This is a genomic window from Arthrobacter sp. (genome assembly GCF_030540645.1).
In the GTDB taxonomy this organism is placed as follows: Bacteria; Actinomycetota; Actinomycetes; order Actinomycetales; family Micrococcaceae; genus Specibacter.
This window is the reverse complement of record NZ_JAUNVV010000111.1, coordinates 1-2,502: the sequence shown is the minus strand read 5'-3', so window position 1 is coordinate 2,502 and position 2,502 is coordinate 1. Positions and strand designations below refer to the sequence as shown.

At 61.0% G+C, this 2,502-nt stretch carries 3 protein-coding genes; 1 reads left to right on the top strand and 2 read right to left on the bottom strand.

What is annotated here, in order from left to right:
- A partial coding sequence (locus Q4P21_RS15105) for a uracil-xanthine permease family protein (protein ID WP_303389552.1) occupies nucleotides 1-1,193 on the bottom strand: 1,193 nt, incomplete at its 3' end.
- Nucleotides 1,194-1,262: 69 nt separating this feature from the next.
- Nucleotides 1,263-1,574: a helix-turn-helix transcriptional regulator gene (locus Q4P21_RS15100; protein WP_303389551.1), complete on the bottom strand. Its 312-nt coding sequence runs from the start codon at nucleotides 1,572-1,574 to the stop codon at nucleotides 1,263-1,265.
- A gap of 53 nt (nucleotides 1,575-1,627) precedes the next feature.
- Between Q4P21_RS15100 and Q4P21_RS15095 the strand changes: the two genes are divergently transcribed.
- A partial coding sequence (locus tag Q4P21_RS15095) for a cation diffusion facilitator family transporter (protein WP_303389550.1) occupies nucleotides 1,628-2,502 on the top strand: 875 nt, incomplete at its 3' end.

Below are 2,502 nucleotides of genomic sequence, written 5' to 3'. Positions count from 1 at the left end.
GCAATGCCTTCAAACGTGAGGTTTCCCGTGGTCCAGGTGAAGTTGCCGATGCCCACAATGAGGGCCACCGCAGCGGTTGTCAGGTTGATATTGTTGGAGAAGCTGACCTTGTTCTGCACCCAGATCCGCACACCCAGCACACCGATCATGCCGTAAAGCAGGGTTGCAGCCCCGCCGAGCACGCCGACGGGCACGGTGGCGATGAGCTCGCCAAACTTGGGGGAGAAGCTCAGCAGCAGCGCTGCCATGCCAGCCACCCAGTACGCGGCGGTCGAGTACACCTTGGTGGCGGCCATGACACCAATGTTTTCCGCATAGGTGGTGGTGCCGGAACCTCCGCCAAAACCTGCCAAGGTGGTGGCTACGCCGTCGGCAATGATGGCACGCCCGGCGTAGGGGTCAAGGTCCTCACCCGTCATGAGCGCAACCGACTTCACGTGCCCAATATTCTCGGCAATCAGCACCAGCACCACGGGAACGAAGAGTCCCAGCACGGCCAGATGGAACGTGGGGGTCTGGAAGTGCGGCAGGCCGATCCAAGCGGCGTCGTTGACCTGGGAGAAGTCGACTTCATGGCGCAGCACCGCGACGAGGTAGCCAGCAAGCACACCGACCAAAATGGCCAGGCGGCCCAGAATTCCACGAAACAGCACGCTGACCAGAATGATGACAAGCAGGGTGGCGAGCGCCGTGATGGGGGCTTTTTCAAAGTTGTCGCGTGCCGCCGGAGCCAGATTCAAGCCGATGAGGGCAACGATGGTTCCGGTGACGGGGGCTGGCATGAGTCGGTTGATCCATGAAGCGCCAAATTTTTGCACAATCAAGCCCAGAATGGCCAGAGTCACACCTGCAACGACAACGCCGCCGAGTGCACCGGATACACCAAATTGTTGCTGTGAGGCCATGATGGGGGCGATGAAGGCGAAGCTTGAGCCGAGGTAGCTGGGGACGCGCCCGCGGGTCAGGATCAGGAAAAATAAGGTGCCGATGCCGGAAAAGAACAATGTGGTGGCTGGCGGCATGCCCGTGATCAGTGGCACCAGGAACGTGGCGCCAAACATGGCAACCACGTGCTGCAGGCCAATGCCAATGGTTCGCGGCCAGCTCAGCCGTTCATCCGGGGTGACCACTTGTCCGGGGGTGATGCTCTTGCCATCCCCGTGAACCGTCCATTTTGTGCCCAGCAAACTCATCTGCGTCTCTCCCGCTCTCGCCCAGGGCCTGTAAGTGGCCCGCGGATAAGAATATAGGAGCACGCGGGCCTACGGGTGCGGCACGTGGCCTTCGCTGGCCAGAAGTACGACGCCGAGCAGGTCGTTGAGTGCGTGGGCCAAGTCCGGATGGGCCAGCTCATACCGGGATCGGCGGCCTTCAGGCACGGCGACGGCTAGTCCGCATTCGCGCAGGCACGAGAGGTGGTTGGACATGCTCTGCCGGGAGACGCCCAGCTCGGCGGCAAGCTCTCCGGGGTATTGCGGCTGTGCGGCCAGTTTCATGAGTATCTCCGCACGGGTGGGGTCCGAGAGTGCGTAGCCAAAGCGGGCAAGAACCGCTGCATTGCTAATGGGCTTCATTCTCAATACCTTACAGCATTTGATGAATTCATCCTTCAATGTACTATTGAATTATGTCCGGTCATAACCATAGCCATTCCCATGCAGGTGCTCCTGGCGAGAGCCACCAGGGGCGCATTGCCGTAGCGCTGGGCATCACCCTTCTCGTGTTCGTGTTCCAGATCATCGGTTCAATCCTGACTGGTTCGCTGGCGTTGCTCTTTGACTCGGCCCACGTGCTGACTGACGCAGGCGGGCTTGCCATGGCTCTGCTGGCAGCGCGATTGATGGTCCGCCCAGCAACCAGCAAGCGCACGTGGGGCTTTGCCCGCGCAGAGGTGCTGGCCGCAACAGCGCAGGCCGCAGTGCTTCTCGCCGTCGGACTGGTGGTTTTGGTGGAAGGTGTTCAGCGGCTGTTCAATCCGACGGAGATCGCCTCCAACGAGATGATCGTCTTCGGCGCGATCGGGCTAGCCGGCAATATCATTTCGATGTTCGTCTTGATGGGCGGTCGCAGCAAGAACTTCAACATGCGGGCTGCGTTCCTGGAAGTCGTCAACGACGCGCTGGGCTCCGTGGCCGTCATTGTGGCGGCGATCGTGATCTCCACAACGGGCTGGGTGCAGGCAGACGCCATCGTGGCCATGCTCATTGGCGTGCTGATCCTGCCGCGCACCGTCAGGTTGTTGCTCGAGACCATCAGCGTGCTGCTTGAGTCAACGCCGTCGGGGCTGGACCTGGACGAGGTTCGCGAGCACATCATGGAGCTTGACCATGTGCGCGACGTCCACGACCTGCACGCCAGCCAAATTGCCACGGGCCTGCCGATCCTCTCTGCCCACGTGGTGGTGGACGCGGGATGCTTCTACGACGGTCATGCACCGCAAATGCTCGACGCACTCCAAAGCTGCGTGGCCGATCACTTCGAGATCAGCATCGAACACTCAAC